General features: G+C 57.2%; 15 protein-coding genes. 4 read left to right on the top strand and 11 right to left on the bottom strand.

From position 1 onward, the window contains the following. Positions 1–76: 76 nt before the first annotated feature. From hydA to ygeW, 4 genes are all read right to left on the bottom strand, one after another. A complete protein-coding gene (gene hydA, locus G5221_RS00465) occupies positions 77–1,501 on the bottom strand; it encodes a dihydropyrimidinase (protein WP_421262806.1) in 1,425 nt (474 codons plus the stop codon). Between the two features lie 114 nt (positions 1,502–1,615). Further along, on the bottom strand, positions 1,616–2,833 hold the full coding sequence (locus tag G5221_RS00460) for a YgeY family selenium metabolism-linked hydrolase (RefSeq protein ID WP_040070003.1): 1,218 nt from the start codon (positions 2,831–2,833) through the stop codon (positions 1,616–1,618). A gap of 139 nt (positions 2,834–2,972) precedes the next feature. Continuing rightward, a complete protein-coding gene (gene dpaL, locus G5221_RS00455) occupies positions 2,973–4,172 on the bottom strand; it encodes a diaminopropionate ammonia-lyase (protein WP_040070005.1) in 1,200 nt (399 codons plus the stop codon). Between the two features lie 137 nt (positions 4,173–4,309). Beyond that, positions 4,310–5,497, bottom strand: a complete 1,188-nt coding sequence (ygeW, locus tag G5221_RS00450) for a knotted carbamoyltransferase YgeW (protein WP_040070007.1) — start codon at positions 5,495–5,497, stop codon at positions 4,310–4,312. A 605-nt stretch (positions 5,498–6,102) separates the two neighbouring features. On the opposite strand from ygeW, the gene G5221_RS00445 reads away from it, so the two are divergent. Beyond that, positions 6,103–6,696 (top strand): hypothetical protein, encoded by a 594-nt coding sequence (locus tag G5221_RS00445; RefSeq protein WP_040070009.1) that lies wholly within the window; start codon positions 6,103–6,105, stop codon positions 6,694–6,696. 41 nt (positions 6,697–6,737) lie between these two features. On the opposite strand, the gene G5221_RS00440 is transcribed toward G5221_RS00445, so the two are convergent. Next, positions 6,738–7,742: a Wadjet anti-phage system protein JetD domain-containing protein gene (locus tag G5221_RS00440; protein WP_421262805.1), complete on the bottom strand. Its 1,005-nt coding sequence runs from the start codon at positions 7,740–7,742 to the stop codon at positions 6,738–6,740. A gap of 212 nt (positions 7,743–7,954) precedes the next feature. Here G5221_RS00440 and G5221_RS00435 point away from each other — a divergent pair, with 212 nt between their 5' ends. After that, positions 7,955–9,196 carry an esterase/lipase family protein gene (locus G5221_RS00435; protein ID WP_421257712.1) on the top strand — a complete coding sequence of 414 codons (1,242 nt, stop codon included), beginning with the start codon at positions 7,955–7,957 and terminating at the stop codon, positions 9,194–9,196. Positions 9,197–9,675: 479 nt separating this feature from the next. Beyond that, positions 9,676–9,879 carry a hypothetical protein gene (locus tag G5221_RS00430; protein WP_416034981.1) on the top strand — a complete coding sequence of 68 codons (204 nt, stop codon included), beginning with the start codon at positions 9,676–9,678 and terminating at the stop codon, positions 9,877–9,879. Between the two features lie 79 nt (positions 9,880–9,958). Here the strand turns inward: G5221_RS00430 and G5221_RS00425 are convergent, their stop codons facing one another. After that, complete coding sequence (locus tag G5221_RS00425) at positions 9,959–10,789, bottom strand: hypothetical protein (protein ID WP_216977738.1); 831 nt, start codon at positions 10,787–10,789, stop codon at positions 9,959–9,961. A gap of 255 nt (positions 10,790–11,044) precedes the next feature. On the opposite strand from G5221_RS00425, the gene G5221_RS00420 reads away from it, so the two are divergent. Then, the gene (locus G5221_RS00420) at positions 11,045–12,283 is read left to right on the top strand and encodes a PD-(D/E)XK nuclease family protein (RefSeq protein WP_216977739.1); all 1,239 of its coding nucleotides are present in this window, start codon (positions 11,045–11,047) and stop codon (positions 12,281–12,283) included. Between the two features lie 39 nt (positions 12,284–12,322). On the opposite strand, the gene G5221_RS00415 is transcribed toward G5221_RS00420, so the two are convergent. The 5 genes from G5221_RS00415 to mukF all read right to left on the bottom strand — a co-directional run bounded on the left by G5221_RS00415 (position 12,323) and on the right by mukF (position 19,883). Beyond that, positions 12,323–12,715, bottom strand: coding sequence for a septal ring lytic transglycosylase RlpA family protein (locus tag G5221_RS00415; RefSeq protein WP_216977740.1), 393 nt, complete (start codon positions 12,713–12,715; stop codon positions 12,323–12,325). Positions 12,716–12,753: 38 nt separating this feature from the next. Beyond that, entirely contained in the window at positions 12,754–13,371 is a 618-nt protein-coding gene (locus G5221_RS00410; RefSeq protein ID WP_216977741.1) for a hypothetical protein, read from the bottom strand. Positions 13,372–13,432: 61 nt separating this feature from the next. Then, positions 13,433–17,860: a chromosome partition protein MukB gene (gene mukB, locus G5221_RS00405; RefSeq protein WP_421262585.1), complete on the bottom strand. Its 4,428-nt coding sequence runs from the start codon at positions 17,858–17,860 to the stop codon at positions 13,433–13,435. Between the two features lie 3 nt (positions 17,861–17,863). Continuing rightward, on the bottom strand, positions 17,864–18,583 hold the full coding sequence (mukE, locus tag G5221_RS00400; protein ID WP_005336835.1) for a chromosome partition protein MukE: 720 nt from the start codon (positions 18,581–18,583) through the stop codon (positions 17,864–17,866). Further along, on the bottom strand, positions 18,564–19,883 hold the full coding sequence (gene mukF / locus G5221_RS00395; RefSeq protein ID WP_042030892.1) for a chromosome partition protein MukF: 1,320 nt from the start codon (positions 19,881–19,883) through the stop codon (positions 18,564–18,566). Before mukF ends, mukE begins: the two co-directional genes overlap by 20 nt. Positions 19,884–19,896 lie beyond the last annotated feature (13 nt).

The following is a 19,896-nucleotide window of genomic DNA, read 5'->3' as shown; positions in this document are numbered from 1 at the left end:
GGACAAGCCGGCGCAATACCGGCCCACCTTTCGTTGTTCACATAAGCTTGCTGATTTGCGTGTTTCGAACGAATTGTCAGCCTGCCACCAAGGGGCAAGGCGAGCGCAGATCCGGCGCCAAGGCCGGATCAAAGGGCGATCTGGCCAAAAACCGGCCATGACCACGCCGCCCGAGGAACTCGCCATCGCGAGCGACTATCTCGCCACGACTGAGGGTCATCCTGATCCGGCCCGGGCAGTGCATCCCCTCGTAGGGGCTGTAGTCGCCGTTGTCATGCAGCAGTGGGTGAGAAATCAGGGTGTCACCGTGGGGATCCATCAGCACCAGATCAGCGTCAGACCCCGGTTGCAGGTTGCCCTTGCGCGGCCAGAGGCCAAACAGGCGCGCCGGGTTGGCGCTGGTGAGGGCCACGAAGCGGGACGGCGAGATGCGCCCCCCCAGCACCCCGTGGGAAAACAGCAGCAGCATCCGGTTTTCGACCCCGGGCAAGCCGTTGGGGCAGCGGCTGAAATCGCCTCCCGAGAGGGTCACGCGCTGGGCGTGGGAGAAGTTGCAATGATCGGTCGCCACCGTGTCGATGTCGCCAGCAGCGATGCCGACCCACAGCTTGTCCTGCTCGCGGCGCGAGCGCAGCGGCGGGCTCAGCAGATAGTCGACCCCGTTCTCCTTGTAATAACACTGCTCATCGAGCAGCAGATATTGCGGGCAGGTCTCCACCCAGACCGGCTGCCCCTGACGACGCGCCAGTTTCAGATACTCCAGCCCCAAGCCGTTGGAGAGGTGGACGATATAGAGTGGCGCATTGCCAGCAAGTCCGGCCAGATTGATCATCCGGGCGATCGCCTCCGCCTCGCACTCCAATGGGCGGCTTTGCGGGTGATACCAGGGTTCATGGTGACCGGCGGCCAGCAGGGCCGCACGGCGCGCCGCGATGGCAGCATCGTTCTCGGGATGGACGGTGGCGAGCGCGCCCACCTCCTTGAGGCGGGCCAGCGCGCGCAACACATCGTGATCTCCGAGCTTGTACTGGTAGGTGAGATAGAGCTTGAAGCTGCTGATCCCCTCCTCCTGCACCATGGCGGCCATCTCGTGGAGGATGGCGTCATCCACATGCTGGACAACGCCGTGAAAGCTGTAATCGACCACCGCCTGATCGGCGGCATAGTCGTGATAGCGGGCCAGCTGGTGATGCAGGTTACACCCCGCCGGGCCAAATCCCATGTGATCGACGATAGTGGTGGTGCCACCACAGGCGGCAGCACGGGTACCGCTGAAAAAGTCATCGCAACTGCGGGCAATGCCCACATCGATGTTGAAGTGGGTGTGGACGTCGATGCCACCCGGCATCACATAGCAGCCGCTGGCATCGATCACGTCGGTCTCGCCATCGGGCTGGATAGCGGCGGCTCGCGCGCGGATCACCCCGTTATCGATCAGCAGATCCTGACGATATTCACCCTGTGCATCGACCAGCACACCGTTTTTGATCAGCCGTTTCATCCCCACCACCTCGAACATCACTTCAAACAGCAAAGCCCCGCCTCAATGGAGACGGGGCACTTGCCACACTTGCGACAGCCGGGCGGCGATGGCAGTCACCACCCGGCAGACCCCTTACTTGTCCAGCTCGGCCAGATAGAGCATGGGGATCACGGCGTACATGGCGGCGCACTTGACCAGATGCTCTTTCCAGGTCTTCTCGTTCGGGGCGTGGGCCTCCGGCTCTTTACCCGGGCCAAAACCGATCACCGGAATACCGTGGCGACCCATGATGGAGACCCCGTTGGTCGAGAAGGTCCACTTGTCCACCACCGGCTCCTTGTTGAACAGCTCGCGATAAGCCTTGGAGAGGGTTTTGACGGTGATGTGATCCTCTTCCACCTTCCAGGTCGGGAAGTAGCACTCGGTCGGGTAGACCAGACCGGTATAGGCCGGACGGTCGTACTGGTACATGGAGACCTCGGCACCGGCGGCTTGCACCGCAGGCAGGGCACGGATCTCGTCGAGCGCACCTTGCCAGGTCTCGCCCCAGGTGAGGCGGCGGTCGATGGAGACGGCGCAGCTGTCCGCCACGGCGCAGCGGCTCGGTGAGGTGAAGAAGATCTCGGAGACGGTCAGGGTGCCCTTGCCGAGGAAGTCGTCATTGCCGAGGTTGTGGCTCAGCTCCTGCAGCTCGCCAAGGATGGGGCCCATCTTGAAGATGGCGTTGTCACCGCGCTCCGGTGCGGAGCCGTGGCAGCTGACCCCCTGCACATCGATGCGGATCTCCATGCGGCCACGCTGGCCACGGTAGATCTGACAGTCGGTGGGTTCGGTACTGACCACAAACTCGGGGCGGATCTTGCTCTGCTCGATGATGTACTGCCAGCAGAGGCCATCGCAATCCTCCTCCTGTACGGTACCGGTCACCAGCAGGGTGTACTGATCTTCCAGCCCCAAATCCTTGATGATCTTGCCCGCATAGACCATGGAGGCCATGCCGCCTTCTTGGTCAGATGCGCCACGACCACCAATGATCTCGTGATCTTCCATCCCCTCATAGGGGTCGAACTTCCAGTTGGCCATGTTGCCGACGCCCACGGTATCGATGTGGGCATCCATGGCGATCAGGTGCGGGCCGTGGCCGATATAGCCCAGCACGTTGCCCATGGGGTCGATCTCGACCTTGTCAAAGCCAACCTTCTCCATCTCCTGCTTGATGCGCAGCACGACGCGCTCTTCATCGCAGCTCTCGCTCGGGATGGCGATCATGTCGCGCAGGAACTGACTCATCTCGGCCTTGTACTGGTAGGCCTTCTCCAACACCATTTCAAACGGAATTTGCTTGCTCATTGTGATTCTCCATAACAACTGAGAGTGCGCGGCCTGTTCGTCGGCAGCGCCCTGTGCCCGTTACCGCGCCCCGTTGGCGAGGCGCGATCAGTTCTTCAATTCGTCTCTCTGCTCTCGCAGGGGTTACTCACAGCCGGGGTTAATCGCAGGCAGGATGTTTGCCTTCCCACACCACTTCCCGGTAGTGGGTCACATCGGTGTCCCCTTCGGTGTTGATGATCAGCACCACGGAGTCGCGACTTAGCCCGAGGCGCGCCATCAGCGCTGCGCGATCCGGGTGGTGACGTACTGCCGCCAGCACGCCGGTACCGACCGAGCCGGACTCACCGGAGATGATGCGTGGATCATTGCCAAGGGGGTTGCCGAGCACTCTCATGCCCAATGCCGACACCTTGTCGTGACAGGAGATGAACTGGGTGGTGCAGCTTCTGAGCAGCGGCCAGCCGAGCGGATTGGGTTCACCGCAGGCGAGACCGGCCATGATGGTGCGCATGTCGCCCCCCACGTTGACCATCTCCCCCGCCACACCGGAGCGGAAGATGCAGTCGGCCTGATCCGGTTCGACCACGATACTGTGCAGGTTTTTCGCCCCGAAGCAGTCCACCAGATAACCGAGCACACCGCCCGCCAGCGCACCAACGCCAGCCTGCAGCAACACGTGGGTCGGCTGCTTGATGCCCATGGCCTGCATCTGCTCGACCGCTTCGTCGGCCAGGGTGGAGTAACCCTGCATGATCCAGGTCGGGATCTTGGTGTAGCCCTCCCAGGCGGTGTCCTGCACTATGTGCCAGCCGCGCTCTTCGGCCATCTTCATGGTTAGGCGCACGGTGTCGTCATAGTTCATGTCGGTGACGATGCACTCGGCACCGAGATTGAGGATGTGGTCAACCCGCTCCTGGGCCGAGCCCTTGGGCATGTAGACCACCGCATGCTGACCCACCTGTTTGGCGGCCCAGGCAACGCCACGACCGTGGTTGCCATCTGTGGTGGTGGCGAATGTCATCGGCTCCTTGATGGTGCGTTTGATGAGATCGAAGGAGAAATCCTCGATGGCCACCCCGTACTTTTCACAGAGCAAGTTGGCGATGGCATAAACGCCACCCAGCATCTTGAAGGCGTTGAGGCCAAAGCGCTTTGACTCGTCCTTGACCAATATATTTTTCACCCCGATATAGGCGGCCAGATCTTTCAGGTCGCACAATGGGGTCGGTTCATAACCGGCCAGTTTTTTATGAAAAGCGCGAGCCTTTTGTGCTTCGGCGCGAGAAAACAGCGGAGATGGCTCGGCGGTAAAAAAGCGGTTATCGGCAATATCCATCTTCAGCGAAAATTGGGACATGCTTACCTCACTAGGCGTTACCTGACAAAGAGCTGCCTCGCCGGGAGATCCGTTATTCAGATACCACGGGGAGAAAACTCGAAATAATGAATTCGACAGTATGGGCAGGATGAATATTCACCCTGCCCTGCCGTTATTTATTTCACCCGCTTTTGCGCCTCTTTAATCAGATTTTCCAGAGTTTCTGCCGGGGCGGAAAATTTACGGGCCATGATCATGGCGGCGATAATATAGGGCTTCCAGCTCGCCTCTTTGTAAGTGGCGATACGGTATTTCTCGAATACCCCTTCGGTCACTTCGCCCTCTTTGCAGGAGACGCCGGAAATATCGGCCGGTAGGCAGTGCATATAGAGCGCCTCGCCCCCCTTGGTGAGCTTCATCATCTCCTCAGTGCAGTGCCAATCCTTGTGCTTGGCGTTCTGCTCAAGGCAGTGTTTCTCCAGCTCTTTGAGGCAGGCGTGATCATTGGCGCGCAGCAACTCGGTGCGCTGCTCCATCACCTTGTAGGGGGCCCAGGACTTGGGATAGACGATATCCGCATCCTTGAAAGCCTCTTCCATGGAGGTGACCTGACGGAAGCTGCCGCCGGAGGCCTTGGCGTTCTCTTTGGCCACTTCGATCACATCCGGGATCAGGTCATACCCTTCCGGGTGGGCCAGGGTCACGTCCATACCGAAACGGGTCATCAGACCAATGATGCCCTGGGGCACGGAGAGCGGCTTGCCGTAGCTGGGGGAGTAGGCCCAGGTCATCGCAATCTTCTTGCCCTTGAGGCTCTCCAGGCTGCCGAAGTGCTCCTGCAACCAGGCGAGATCAGCCATGGACTGGGTCGGGTGATCAATGTCGCACTGCAGGTTGACCAGCGCCGGACGCTGGGGCAGCACTCCCTTCTCGAACCCTTCATCCAGTGCGGCGCCCACTTCGCGCATATAGGCGTTACCGGCACCGAGGAACATGTCGTCACGGATCCCGATGGCATCGGCGCAAAACGAGATCATGTTGGCGGTTTCACGGACGGTTTCGCCATGGGCGATCTGGGATTTGCCCTCATCCAGATCCTGCTGGGCCAGGCCGAGCAGGTTCAGGGCAGAGGCGTAAGAGAAGCGGGTTCGGGTGGAGTTATCGCGGAAAACCGAGATACCGAGCCCGCTGTTAAACAGTTTGGTGCAGATATTTTCGGCGCGCAGGGTCTTGAGGGATTCGGCCAGTTTCAATACCAGCTCCAGCTCCTGAGGAGTTTGCTCCCAGGTCAGCAGAAAATCTTTTTCATGCAGGTTGGATTTGAGTGCTCTGATCTCTTTGATTAATTCGTTAACTGCTTTCATCGTTCGCCCCAATCATTGGATGAGATATGGATAGCTCCCCTTTCACTCACGATGTCACCAGCATCCCGGTTGTGGGTGAGCGCGTCGGTTAGCGTCGATATGAGGCAATCAATAACCGTGCCAAACCAATAAAATGCAGGCAGATATTAATAAATGGCAAAAGTGTGTGATGCCACCCACAAAATCAGCGGCTATTTCAGCGATTTAATCCATAAAAAGGTGAGCGGATCAGCCAAGCCATAAAATAGCCGAGTGATAATAATCAGAGGCGATATCTCGGCATCGGTGAGAATTATCATCAAAGGTCAGTTTCAGGGGCTGAAATGATATCGACGGGGCTGTTGTTATCATTATGATAATGCCCGCAACACCTTTTCTCTTGGAATGATCTCTCCAGCGTTGACACTGCTGCTATCTCGCTTCCCCTGCACTCCCGTATCGCCTCTCGCCTTATCTTCCGGCCACATCGCTGGGCGCGGTTGGCCCAAGGTGCTAACGTGAATACGCCAGCTGCGCATCTGTCTCGGATGCTCAGAAGAGCCCGACGTTCACTGCCGCAACTGCGCGGAAGAACCTGCATGACTTACATCTTTGAGGGATTATCTATGTCCAGGAATGCCGCTCTGCTCATCACCCTGACCCTGCTCGGGATCGCCCCTGCCTACGCCATCAGCGCCAAATATGCCGAGCAACTGGAGCGATCCGGTTGTACCCAGGTTACCGAGGCGCAGGGCTGTGACATTCACAAAACCAAAGCGGAAAATGCCAAGGCGGGATTTGGCACGGCTGCCCCTGCGGCGGAGGGCGGTCTGAATCTGAGCTATGAGCAGAAGCTGGAGCGCTCGGGTTGCACTCAGGTGAGCGAGCTCAATGGCTGCGATATCAACAAAACCAAGGCTGAGAACGCGGCTGCCGGTGTTGGCAATGCTCCGGCCGCGGCAACCAGCGGCAGCCCCTATACGGGCAACTGGATCGCCACCTTCCCCCAAACCGGCGCCACCGTGGCCAATATCCGCATCGATGGCAAGGATCAGGTGTGGGTCAACGACAAGAAGGTCAATGCCAAAAAATCCGATGGCGCGCTGGTGTTCAAGGATGGCATGGTCATCTACACCATTCAGGGGGATCGCCGCATCAAGGGTGAAGATGGCTGGGTCGATAATGATGCCGGCACCAAGGGGCCCATCAACGCCAAGTAAGCAGCTGACCACGAAATGACGGAGAGCACAGGCTCCCCGTTTCACACCTGATTGCCCATCGCTTCCAATGACCAGCTCCACCAGTGAGGCGCCAGAATCAATACCTCCTGCTCCAGCCAAGTCCCGTCTGTGATCAGTTTATCGAGCCAGGGAACGCCTGCCAACGCGCCATGACTATCGACCTGATCAGCCTGCTTAGTCACACGCCAGGGCACCTTGCCACTGTCCGTCGCAAAGGTGCGTACCGGACGGGCATAGTGATCCAGATAAGGTTGCAGCTCACAGGGAAGCCAGAGCATGGCCGGTCGATTTAGCTCGCGCGCCAGCTCGACGGCAATATCGATACCCCGTTGATCGAGATCACCGAAATGTGCCCACTGCACGCCCGCAGGCAGCAGCGGGATCAGCTGTTTGGCCAGGGAGGTATTGCGACCGGGAGCAAAGAGCAGCAGTTGCCCGGGTTGCAGCGGGTAGTCGACAAAGGCCCCCTTGTTCTCCACCGTAATGACCCGTTCCCCCTGCCAGCCGATGGCCGCCAGCATGCCCAGAGTCCGCTCCGGCAACGCCAACTCTCCCAGCAGCGCCATCATTACCGTCATATCGTGCTGCTGGCCTTGCCGATCGACCAGTGAGAGCGGCTCGAGGGTGCGGATGCGGATCACCTCATCTTGCGTGAGCGTCAAGTCCGCAAGCATTGGCGCTGCAAGGGATGCTGATCGCGAATGCTTGCTGTCCCCATGCCAGAGGGCATAAAAGCAGGCCTGATTGAGCCGTGCAGGCAAACTCACTCCCAAACGTTGCAGCAGCTCACCCTTGTCCGGTTCGGGGTGCTCTGCCCGTGCCAGTTGTCCGGTCAGATAAGTCCGCCCCGCGTCGGTCAACGCATAATGAGCACCTCGGCCAACCGGCTTGATCCCCGCCACTGCCTGCAACAGATCCTTCAACTCGCGGCCATGCCGACTCTCAAGGGAGCAGCCCTTTCCGTTCTGGCTATCGAGCAACCGTGCACACAAATCCTGTACCCGCACCTCATCAAACAGCGACATCATCACTTCTCCATGTGGCTTCATATGACGAAGTAGAGGTGATTTTCCCTGTCATTACCGTGACCGGCTTCGCAAGCGGTTCTTATCAGCCCCGCCATGCATGGCCCGTTACTGGTAAACCCGCCACAAAGGGCGCAAGCTGGTTTGATATAGAGATACGTTGCGCTCTTCGCGACACGACAACGAGACCCCCACTTTCACAAGGGCTTGCCATGACCGACGCCACAGACCCATTGCCATCCTCTTCCTGGCATCTTTCGGATATCCGCGAGCTGGCGCACCTGCTGACTCTGGCGCTGCCCGCCGCGGTAGAGATCACCGAAGCGGTACATCAGGCGGTACTGAGCGGTATGGGGCTCAAGGGACGGGATGAGGGAAAAACAGCCGGGATCACCGGGCTGGTCTACAAGGGGGTACATGGCACCGCCAACACCCTAAGCAGCGGTATCAACCAACTACTCAGCAGCCTGCCAGCCACACCGCCGCCCCACCAGATCCCCGAAACCCCGAAACGTGCAGCCCTGATCGCCACGCTCAACGGCATGTTGGGGGACAAGCTGGTCGAGCACCACAATGCCCTCGCCACCCCCATGACACTGCGCTATCAGGGCAAGCCCCTCGATTGGCAAGCGATGCCAAAGGATCTACCCCGCGAGGGACGGGTGCTGCTGATGATCCATGGCCTCTGCATGAACGATCTACAGTGGCAGACCGAGCATCAAGGCAAGCCGGTCAATCACGGGGAGCAACTTGCCAACGCGCTTGGCTATCAGCCTCTTTACCTGCGCTACAACTCGGGCCTGCCCATCGCACAAAACGGGCAGCAACTTGCTCTGTTGCTGGAGCAGTTGCTCGCCCACTGGCCGGGAGAGCTCAAAGAGATAACGATAATGGGCTATAGCATGGGGGGACTGGTTGCACGCAGCGCCTGCCACCATGCCGGCGTGGCCGGGCTCACCTGGCCTGCGCACCTTGCCAACCTGATATTTCTCGGCACACCACACCACGGCGCACCGCTCGAACATGCAGGTCACTGGCTGGAACAGTTGTTGCCCGCTACCGCCTACAGCGAACCCTTCGTCAGACTGGCGCGGCTGCGCAGTGCAGGCATCAAGGATCTGCGCCACGGCAAGGTGATCGACGAAGTGGCCCAACCCGACCCCGCCGTGCCCTTGCGCGATCCCCGCGTTCCACTCCCCTTACCCTGCAGCGTCAACTGTTATGCCATCGCCGCGACCACTGCCGCCAAGCGCAGCCTGCTGGCCGACCGGCTGATTGGCGATGGACTGGTGCCGCTACGCAGTGCCCTCGGTCAGCACAACGAAGCGCGCCATCAGCTGGCTTTTCTTCCTGCCCATACCCTGATTGTCTATCGCACCAGCCATATGGCCCTGCTCGCCAACCCGCAGGTTGGCCAGCAACTGCTGCGCTGGCTCAGCCCCTTGCAGTTATAGCGAACTGGCTATTAAAGCAACAGAATGCTGGTTCACACAGGAGCCCTGTGGCACTCTGGGACGTCAAAGGGAAGACCCACACTGACACTTGATGTGTCCCCACTGCAAAGGAGCGCCACCGATGGCCAAAGCAAGCAAGAAAGAGATCAAGAAGAAGATCGCCGCTCGTCTTGAGAAAATTGCCAAGCATGAAGGCAAGATCAAGAAGCTGAAGAAGGCCCTGAAGTAGGGCCCACCGCATAAGAAAAACCGCCAATAGGCGGTTTTTTCATCCCCCTTTCGCCCCTTTACCATCGTTTTGATACCAATGGCCTTGATGTAAACGCCTCAAGCGCACCTCAGCAGAACAACCCGACTGAAGCCACGCACGTTCTCATCGCTGATATTTGGTCTAACAGCGCCAATCGGGCGCCGCGCGCCCCCTTGCCAGCAACTACCTTCAACGGAGTGTTTGATATGAGCCAGCAGTGGAGCGCCATATGTACTCTTACACCCTCACCTTCAAGGAAGATGTCGATCGCCTGACCGCCCCCGAGCAGGAGATCACCTTGCAAAGCCCCGCTCAGGCGGGGGATTTTATTATCCTCTCCGACGGCAGCCGCCATCAGGTGATGTTTGTCACCCACCGAGCCCACTTCAGCAGCCTCTATCTCGATAAAGGGGTCAGGGTGCCACAAACCTAGCGCAGCTCATCTCTCTATTTTCGAAAGCAAAAGAGCGGCACCTGGCCGCTCTTTGATCTCTCTTTATGTGGATTTGCTGTCACAGCACCTTGATCACCGGTTGATGCACTATCTCGACGTCGTCTTTATAGACCACCAGCTCACCCGATGGCACACCTCGCTCACCCAGTATGGTGACGACGCACTCGTAGCGATAGGGGCCGCTCGTGAAGAGATAGGTATGATTGCCCCCCGTCCCCTCCACCCTGACGGTGCCATTTTTCAGCACCAGATCCGGCTTGTCGGCGAGCTTCTTGCCCTTGGCCCAGGAGGCGTAGCGATAATGGCCATCGTCCAACTCGTCGATGCGGATGGTAAATTTCTCGGTCTGCCACATCAAAGCGGGGTTCTTGTACTCCCGCACACTGGGATGCAGATCGCTCTTCTGCCTGGCGATAAGCTCGGCTTTCAATTTGGCGGCCTGCGCCGTCTGATGATTGATACCGATCACCTTGCCATCAAAATCCATCCAGACCTCGCCACTGCCCAGCATAATGCCGCGCCAGCCCATGGTCTGCCAATCCTGCCCGACCCGGGATGTAGCGATGCTTGTTAAAATGACGTCATCAAATACCTCGTCAAAACGGGTCAACATCTCCGCCGGGGTTTTGATGGCAGGAATGGGATACTCCTGCTTGAAGGGATACTTCATCTGGTTGGCAAGGGCCTGATGATCCCGGGCTTCTGCCGCATCGACCAACTGCTGCACAAAGGGGCGATATTCGGCCGGCAACTGCTCTTCATCGGCTGATGCGGGAAGTGCGACCCACAATGTTCCCAGCAACAGCAGGTCCTTCACCCCATAACGTCCCCGCACCTCATTGCTCTTGCGGCTAAACAGCGCCCTGACATTCCATCTTGCCACTTTCATTCTGCCTGCTCCCCATATACATAGTCCTGCCAACCATTTTCAGTTAATGCTTGTCACTCATGCGTCCACTGCTCCAGCCGTTCTGGTTAAACGGTTCAGAGGGCGACACGGTAATTCGTTCAGAGTATCATCAGTTACATTTATACATACAAATGTTTTATAAACATCGTGTTGATCAAGTTTTTATTATTTATGCAAGTATACAATGTATCTACATAATATTATCTTTCACTTACCGTGCTCACAGGTGAATACTTGAACTCAAGGATAGAATGTCTACTTGACAAAGTACACTCAACAATTGTTGAACATGAAAAGGCCAGCGTTCATAATGGTGTAAACTTCAATCTATTTTCCATCCTTAATATTGAAAAAGATGAGGTCGGTACACATTCAAGGTTTATATATGAGCTATTAAATCCTAGAGGTGCACACAATCTTGGTTATTTTCCTGTAAAGACCCTTCTTGAAATAATCAACTTGGATGTCGATGCTCATAGCATAGAGGTTCGACGAGAGGATTTAACTAGATCAGGAAGAAGGATAGATTTTACCATCAGCACCAAAAGTCATCTGATCGGCATTGAAATGAAAATTGATGCTGGAGATCAATGTAATCAACTTAATGACTATTATGATGAGTTATTTTTTCGTGCAAAAAATAATGAAAGGGTATCAATATTTTATCTCACTTTAAATGGTAAAGAACCATCACTATATAGTTTAGGAAAACTACCAATAGAACATATCAATTGTATTTCTTTTGATATACACATTTTAACATGGCTTCAGAAATGCGTAGCACAGGCGCCTAACGAGTCAGTAGTAAAACAAACCCTTAATCAATATCTATCATTGGTGGAAAAATTGACTCATAAAAATAGCCTTATCCCTGCTCTCTCTACCGAAATTGCTGGTTCTACTGAGAAAATGCTCGCTGCCTTATCGATATCTGAAGCGGTCGTTTATGCACAAGAACGTATTATGAGATTGTTTTGGAACGAACTGAATGCAAAACTAATCTCTGTAGGGAAGAAACCTGAAATATATGGCGGAAGTAATATAGATGACATTTGTCATGCATATTTTTTCAAAAGCAAAAACCATCGTAACATTGGAATACGCTACTGTATATATGAAGATAGTTTCAAGAGTATATGGACCTACATAAATGTGTATTCATGGCTACATTATGGCCTGCGCTGTCATGACAAAAATAACCAACTGTGTGTTAACCAAGAGCTAAAGTTGTCAGTCAACAACAATGTTGGGGTGGGTAACGCAGTTTCAGCCAAGGACCCTAATTGGTTATCTTGCTATTACTTTGATCCAGAACAAGGATGCCCACATCCAATAGCATTCGAAGAATATGAAAAAAATGAAAGCTGCACCTATGTTTATTTTACTCAAGTTGAAAATAGAACTCTTCGTATCGAGCAACTAATACAACACATTTTTAGAATGGAAAGTAGTTTCCAATCTCTTTTCACATAATACATGCAAGCCGTTTACAACAATGTCCTTCTAATAAAATTATCTAAGGACTTCAACCTTTACTTTGATAATCCCGTCACGAATATTGCCGATGGCACTAAAGGCTGATTTGGAGAGATCGATAATACGCCCCCTTTTAAAGGCGCCGCGGTCATTGACCTTGACCACTACACTCTTGCCGTTGGCGAGGTTGGTAACCCGCACCATGGAGCCAAAGGGCAATTCCATATGGGCGGCGCTATTGAGGTTGTTGCGATAGATCTCGCCGCTGGCGGTCTTTTTACCGTGATAGCGGTCGGCATAATAGCTGGCGTAACCGGTCTCGCTATAGCCGCGCCAGCTACCGCCGTGACGCTCGTCATAACGGCTGCTACAGGCTACAAGTAGCAAACAGAGTGATATTACTAGAATTTCGCCCACTCTATTATGCATAACATTATCCTTGTTAAATAAAGCATCTAACATGAAAATTATTTATCTATACTTTCATGTATGAAATCATTCAATGTTTTATCAATATTCCTACAAAAAACCTGATACTCATCATAAACACAACCAGATAGAGGAAGCTCTGGATTTATTTTATTATCTATGTGATGTCTGATATGCCAACGAGCCATGCAAATGTTCGTATAAATCGTTCTATATCTATCCATCCAGATATTAAGCTTGCTTCGCTCTATTCCCCCGTTACTAAAAACCTCATCTCTAAAAACTCTAGTTTCACCAACCAAATATGACAACTCATTATTAATATCATCCAAATACCCATGAATGATTTGATATGATACTCGTTGGGAGCGATTAAGATGGATGGCGACATCAACAAAAAAACCATTAAAAACACAAGCTCTTATCTTGCTTGGAAATGCACCACTAAACTCTTTATTACAGATATGCTTTATATTTCCCTCTAGAGTTAATTGTGCATTTTCTAACTGAGCATCAATATCGGAAAGCTCAAGAAACATATTATTTTTAATTCTATTTCTATTGATGCGAGCCTGTATAAATGCATAGAACTGAGCGGACAGAAATCCGACTAGGGCTGTGACAATTGGCAGAACAACATCTTTGTCTATCACCATAATAGCCCTCTTCAATCTTTTGAAAACGGGAGGCCTGCCTCCCGTTTTCATACGTTACCTATCAGGCAATCAGCTTATCATCGCTAAAGCCGAAGCCACGCAGGCCCACCACATGCACATGCTCGTGCTTGCCCTGCACCTTGCGGATGAGCTTGTAGGTGGTGCCCTTCTCGGGGCTGATGTTCTCGGGCGCCGCGATAAGCAGCTGCATATCCTGCCGCTCGCACAGCTCGAACAGGGTGGCGATGGATTTGCCATCCAGACGGGCCGCTTCGTCGAGGAACAACAGACGGCACGGGGCGATATCCTTGCCGCGCAGGCGGCGGGACTCCTCCTCCCAGCTGATCAGCACCATCAAGAGGATGGCCTGACCGGTACCGATCGCCTCACCGGTGGAGAGCGCGCCGCTCTCGGCCCGCAGCCAGCCGTCGGCGCCGCGCTGCACCTCGATCTCCAGCTCCAGATAGTTGCGATAGTCGAGCAACACATCGCCCATCACCTGATAGCTGCGATCCCCCTGCTCGATCTGCGGATTGAGGCGCTGGAACAGCTTGGCCATCGCCTCGGAGAAGCTGAGCTCCTTGTCGGCGAACAGATCGTTGTGCATGGCGGTTTGATCGGCCAGCGCCGTCAGCAGACGGGTATGGGCCTCGCGGATATTGACGTTGAGACGCACCCCGCGCACCAGACCGAAGGCGATGTTCTGCAAGCCCTGGTTGAGCACCCGGATGCGGTTCTGCTCGCGGCGGATGATGTTGGTGATCTTGGCCGCCACCTCGTGGGAGGAGAGCGACAGATGGGTTTCCCGCTGCTTGAGCTCATCGGCCAGACGGGCCAGCTCGATCTCCATCTCCTCGATCGCTTCCACCGGATCATCGGAGCGGATGATGTCGTTGCGAATGCGATCTTTGAGGTAGCGGTAGACCTGCACGTAGAAGGCGACCTTCTGTTCGGTGCTACGGTTGCCCTCAGAGAGACGCAGCGCATCGCGCAGGGCCTCGTCGTGGGCCACAGCCACCCGCAGGGCGCCGAGGGCCTTGTCCGACATGGAGCGCAGCTCGTCGCTGTCAAGATAAGCCAGTTCACGCTTGTTGAGGCGCTTCTCGACGTCGGTCTCCCGCGCCAGCCGCACTACCCGCGACCAGCTCGCCTTGTGCCCCACCAGAGATTTACGGGCGCTGTAGTAATCCTTGCCTTCCAGCTTGAGACGACCGCCAAGGGATTCGATCTCGCGCTTGGTGACCTGCAACTGGGCCTCGGCGCTGGTGCGACGGGAACGGGTGCGGATCAGCAGCTCTTCAATCTCTTTCTTGTGGGCACGCGCCTTCTCTTCCATATCGTCAGAGAGGGTCAGCCCCATGGCCGCCAGCTCCTGCTCGAACTCGGTCAGGGTCTGGCGCTTGGCCTCGACGCTGGAGTTAAGCGCCGTGCGCAGTTGTAGCGCCTCGGTGTGACGCTGGGCAATCTGCTTGTGCTGCTCGCCGGCGGTGCGGGCGGCAAGCTCGGCCGCCTTGAGCTTCTCTTTGAGTCGCTCGCTCATTTCAGAGGCCTTGCCCAGCAGGTCTTGCGCATCCTGATAGGCAAAGTGCGGCAGACGGGCCACCAGCTGATCGAGGGCGTAGCAACGGCGCTTCTGCTCGGCCAGCAGGTCGCTCACCTCATCGTAGGCAGCCTGCAGCGCGGCCAGATCCTGCGGATCCTGACGCAGTACCTGCACCATGGTTTCCAGCTTCTCCAGCGACTTGCCGTGTTTGGCGATAAAGGCTTCGGCCTGTTTCAGGGCTTCCACATCGGCGTGAGCCGCCTCGAGGCGGGCCGCCAGATCAGTCTCGGCAAACAGGTGGGCAAAGGGCAGCATCCCCTGCACCAGCTGGATATGGCGGGTCAGCTGGGCGGCGGCCGCTTTGGCATCACTCAGCTGCTTGTCGCACTCACCGATGGCACCTTGCAGCGCGCGCAGCTCGGCCTGTTTGGCCTGCACTTCGGCTTCGGGGTCGGGGCGGAAGGCGATATCCAGATGCTGGCCGATAAAGTCGCGGAAGTGACCGTAGAGACGGTGGTACTTCTGCTGCTCGAAGGCGGCCTTGGCGTAACCCTCGATCAGCCCTTCACGCTCAAGGTCGAGCTGCTCGATCCGTTTTTCCCGGGCTGCACGGCCAAACAGCGGCAGCTCGGGGTAGCGGGAGAAGCGCACCTGACGCTTGCTGGTGCGCACCAGCACGGCGTCCCCCAGCTCATCCGCTTCCACCAGATCCTCGTCAAAGGAGTCGGGGTTGCCCTGAATCAGGTAAATATCTTCCGGGCAATCTTCCAGCTTTTTCAGCCGCTCGATGACACCTTCGAGGTCGAGCACCACCAGGGCGCTGCGAGCCGGGCCGTAGAGCGCGGAGTAGTAAGGGGCATCGTCGATGGAGATATCGTCATAGACATCGGAGAGCAGCACGCCCCCCACCTGCTCGGCGATGCGAGCCAGCCGCGGATCTGCCTCACCAGCCCCCAGCTGCAGGTTGCGAATTTGCAGCTCCAGCGCCTGTTTCTGCGCCGCGATGCGGTTGCTCTCCTGTTCGAACTCGCGCTCCTTGTCGAGCACTGTCTGCATACCGGCCGAAAGCTCTTCAGCGGTGGAGAGCGGCAGACCGCTCTGCTCGCGCAGCTGCTCGAGTTTTTCAAAGGATTTGAGCCAGCGCGGCGCCAGCTTGGTCAGCTCCGCAATATCACGACCCAGCTGGGTGCCCTGATGCTCGAGGCTGGCGCGGCGTTGGTTCACCTCCGCCTGCTGCTCGGAGAGCTCCTCCTGACGGGTGCGCTGGGCTTCGAGGAAGATCTCCAGCTCATCGCTGTTGGCAATCAGCTGGCCAGAGGCCTGCTGCAGCTCGTCACGCAGCTTGAAGAGACTCTTCTGGCTTTCGCTCTCTTTCTCGAGGCGAGCCAGCGCGGCGCGCAGCCCCTGCCCCTGGGCAATGCGAGCCTTGTCTTCGATATGACGCTTGAGCAGCGCCTGCGCGGTGGGCCAGGCGGCCTCGCGCACTGTCTCCGGGGCGATGCTGAGCAGCAGCGCCAACGCCGCTTCGTGCTCGGCCACCGCCGCCTTGGCCAGTGCCAGCTGTTGCTCGGCCCCCAGCACCCGGCTGGTGAGGCTCTGCTCGGCTGCGCGGAACTGATGCAGGGTGTCGCTCGCCTGTTCGGCGGTCAGCCCCGGCAACTCGCACTGCTCGCGGGCAGCATCGAGGGCCTGCACCGCCTGACGGTACTGGATGGCGCGGGTCTGCTGGATATCGAGCGCCTGCTGGTAGTCGGCCAGCTGGGTCTTGAGGCTGTCGACTTCTGCCTGCGCCAGCTCCTTGCGCTCTTCCACTTCCAGCAGCTGGCTGTGGATCTCTTCCACTACCGCCTGCTGCTGTTCGAGTTTGTCAGAGAGATCCGCCAGATCGGCGCGATACATTTCGATCTTCTTCTGCAAGCTGACAGCCGCCATCACCTTGGCCAGATGCTCGGAGGCAGACTCCAGCTCGTCGGTCAGCAATTTTTCGCGGTTGGTGAGCTGCTCCACCTCGTCGGCCAGATAGATGGCGCGCTGCTTCTCTTCGGCCAGAATACGGCGCTTGTCGGCCAGCTCCTGGCGCGCCTTGAGGGCCAGCTCGGAGAGGCGGCTCTTCTCGGCGGCATTGCGCACATAGTCGGCGGCCACATAGTGGGTGGTCTCGGTGATCAGGTTCTTGAACAGATCCCGCTGACCCTGGGTCTCCTTGATGGCCTCCAGCGTGCGGCGGTTTTCATAGATGGCCGCCTCCATGTCTGCAAACGCCTTGCGCACCCCGGAGTTCTCCGGCAGCAGGTATTCGCGCAGGGAACGGCTGATGGACGAGGAGATGCCGCCGTAGAGGGAGGCTTCGATCAGGCGATAGAACTTGCCGCGATCTTTTTGATCACGCAGCTTCTTCGGGGTGATGCCGAACTCGAACATAAAGTTGTGATAGTCGGTCACCGTATTGAATTTGGCGACTTTCAACGCCCCCAGCTCGGCGGCCGCCCCTTTCAGGTCGGTAAAGGCGCGTACCCGCCCCTTGCCGCCATCGAGCTTCTCCAGCAGCAGATCGGTCGGCGCCAGATTCTCCGGCACATCCACCAGCGCAAACGGGGTGATGTTGACCTTGTTGTCGCGGTTGGCCACCTGCTCGAGGTGAACGCCGACCCAGATCCGCTGTTCGCGGCTGTTCATCACTTCCAGCAGGGAATAGCAGTGCCCGCGCTGCAGCTTGCCGTAGAGCCCCTTGTCACGGGAGGCGCTGCTCGATCCCGCTTCCGTGGTATTGCGGAAATGGAGCAGTGACTGGTCAGGGATGAGCGCTGCGATAAAGGCCGCCATGGTGGTGGACTTGCCCGCGCCGTTGCCGCCGGAAAGAGTGGTGACCAGTTGGTCGAGATCGAAGGTCCGGGCAAAGAAGCCGTTCCAGTTGACCATGGTCAGGGATTTGAACTTGCCTCGCACCGGTTATACCTCCAGATCCAGTTGTTCTTCATCGAGATCCGCCTCGATGTCATCAAAGAGCGAGTCGCTGCTCGGCATTTCGTCGTCGTGGAAGATGGCTTCACCCTCCTGGATCATCCGCAGCTGGACGGCACGCGGATCTTCATCGGAGCGCACGTCGGCGGCGAAACGGAACACCGATTCGTTGACCCGAAATTTATCGCCATTGCCAAGAGCGGTGATCATGCCAAGGCGGCGCAGACGGCGCATGGAGGTACGGATCTTTTCGAGCAACTTTTTCTTGTCGAGATCGGTACCGCCGGAGCGGCTGTTGACCATCCGCAGCAGCTGCTTCTCGTCGGCGAGGCTCAGCACCTCTTCCTGCAGCTCAGCCATGGCGAATACCCCTTCCGAGGCGAGACGATCCGGACTCAGGTAGAGGTAGCAGAGCACCTTGCCCACCAGCATATCGAGCTCGGAGAGCACAGTGGTGCCGATGTCGGAGCTCGGGCGCGGGCGCAGGTAAAAGAAGCCTTCCGGCGCCTTGATCAGCTCCACCTGATAGCGACCGTAGAAGATCTCCAGCTCGCTGTGATATTCGACCAGCGCCGAATGCTGCTCGAACTCGTCGGCACTGATGTGGCGGCCGGAGCGCAAGGCGGTGTCGATGCGCGGAAACAAGGGGTTGGCAATCGCCTCTGCGAGGCGCAGCGGCAAGGGAAACTCAGAATTGATCAATGACATAGGCCTGAACCTTGGATCCAGCTTGGTTAATGGGTTTCCATGCGGGTTGGCGATGCAGTTCGCGCTCGCCGCTGGCATGGCCCAGGCGCACGGCCTGGTCGATCAGAAGACGCGCCACATCGAAGTGGGCATGAGCCGGGTAGTCCAGCAGGTATTCGCGCAGCACATCGGCCAAGTCCAGCTGCTGCCCCTGCTCGGGGTAGCGGGCCAGATAGCGCTCGATACGCTCGGCCAGCTCCTGGTTGATGTCCACCATCTCGACGTACTCCATCTCGAGGGGCACCTCGCCGGTCACCTCCTCGTCATGGATGGCGATGGTTTCGTCGCGCAGCTCCAGCAGACGGGGCTCTTCGGCCACCCGCAGCTGCCAGTTGTGCTGCTCGAAATTGCGGATGGACTCGCGCAGCCGCTGGCTGAAGGCGCGGTTCTTGTCCATGTCGATGGCGTTGCGGATAAATTTGTGGACGTGCCTGTCGTAGCGGGACCAGAGCTCGATGCACTGCTGACCCCAGCTGGTGATGACGTCAAGGCGCCCTTGCAAGGCGTGAGTCAGCTCCTCGACGTGGAACAGATCGTCGCGCCCCTGCGCCGCTTCCTGAATGTTGAGCAGCCCAGCCTGCAGGCGGTGGCCGGCAGCGTCCAGGGTATCCTGCAGCTCGCGTAGGGTCTGGCCGGTCTCGTGCAGCAGCTTTTCGCAGCTGTGAATGGCATCGACCCAGTTCTGGGTCAGCAGGGCCGCAATCTCGCTCTTGACCTGATTCTGCTGTTCATCCATGGCGCGCTGGGTGAGATCGATGCGCCCCAGCGTCTCTTCCAGCGAGAAGGTGAGGCGCGGCAGCACCTCGGCATCCCACTGCTCGCGGGTGTTGGTCTCGAGCGCCGCCTTGCGGGCGGTGTCGAGCTCGGAAGCCAGGTGCTCGAGCAGAATGGAGAGCTTGATGGAGTCAACCTGACGCTGATCCATAAAGAAGTCGACGATGCTCACGCCCAGGCGAGACAGGCGGTAGAGGCTCTCCCCCGCCACCATGTCGGTGTTGAAACGCGACAGCAACTGCTGGCGAATGAGATCGTTGATGGCGTTGTTGGCGCGACCGGTGAGGGTCTCGTCCATCTGGCCGAAGGCGCTGCTGACATAGCCAAAAGCGTCGTGCAGTGCTGCTTCCGACAGGTCCGACTCATCTTCGGATAGCGTCTTGATTGCAATCAGAAAGGCCAGCCGATCGGTGGGCAGGCTCAACGCCAACCCCTCCTGCCTGACCCATCCCACCATTTCGGGCAGGGTACGGGATGTACTCATCATGATGTTGTCATCT

Source organism: Aeromonas sp. 602200, assembly GCF_049173895.1.
In the GTDB taxonomy this organism is placed as follows: Bacteria; Pseudomonadota; Gammaproteobacteria; order Enterobacterales; family Aeromonadaceae; genus Aeromonas; species Aeromonas veronii_A.
This window is presented reverse-complemented; position numbering and strand designations above follow the sequence as displayed.